Annotated in this window: 1 protein-coding gene; it reads right to left on the bottom strand. The window is 69.5% G+C overall.

The window, feature by feature from the left end; genetic code table 11:
* Positions 1–646 (bottom strand): ABC transporter ATP-binding protein (locus R6258_RS18760; protein ID WP_318453469.1); only part of this gene is annotated, 646 nt, incomplete at both ends.

The raw sequence follows: 646 nt of genomic DNA, 5'->3' as shown, positions 1-646 counted from the left end.
TCGAAGGAGAAGCGCACCGCGTCGTGCACGCGATGGGCGACGTCGCCGTCGGCGACCAGGATCCACTCGCTGTCGCCGTGCTCGAGATACAGCGAGGTGACCCCGCCGAGGCGCTCGATGACCACGATCCTGCCCTCCAGCGGGCCCTGCTCGTCGAGCTTCAGGTGCTCGGGGCGGATGCCCAGGGTCAGCGTGTCGCCGGCATTGATGCCGTCGCCCTCGACCGGCACCCGGCAGTCGCCGCCGGGCAGCGCCACGTCGACTCCCTCGGCGTCGACCCCGCGCACCGCGACGTCGAGGAAGTTCATCTTCGGCGAGCCGATGAAGCCGGCCACGAAGCGGTTGCGCGGGTGATGGTAGAGCTCCATCGGCGAGCCGATCTGCTCGACCACGCCGCCCTGCAGCACGACGATCTTGTCGGCCATGGTCATGGCCTCGATCTGGTCGTGGGTGACGTAGATCATCGTCGCGTCGAGCTCGTCGTGCAGCCGCGCCAGCTCGATGCGCATCTGCACGCGCAGTGCCGCGTCGAGATTCGACAGCGGCTCGTCGAACAGGAAGATGCTCGGGTTGCGCACGATCGCCCGGCCGATCGCCACACGCTGGCGCTGGCCGCCGGACAGCGCGCGGGGCTTGCGGTCGAGCA

The sequence above is a fragment of the Halomonas sp. HP20-15 genome (genome assembly GCF_033446685.1).
In the GTDB taxonomy this organism is placed as follows: domain Bacteria; phylum Pseudomonadota; class Gammaproteobacteria; order Pseudomonadales; family Halomonadaceae; genus Modicisalibacter.
The sequence above is the reverse complement of the archived record's forward strand: the minus strand, read 5'-3'. Positions and strand labels throughout refer to the sequence as shown.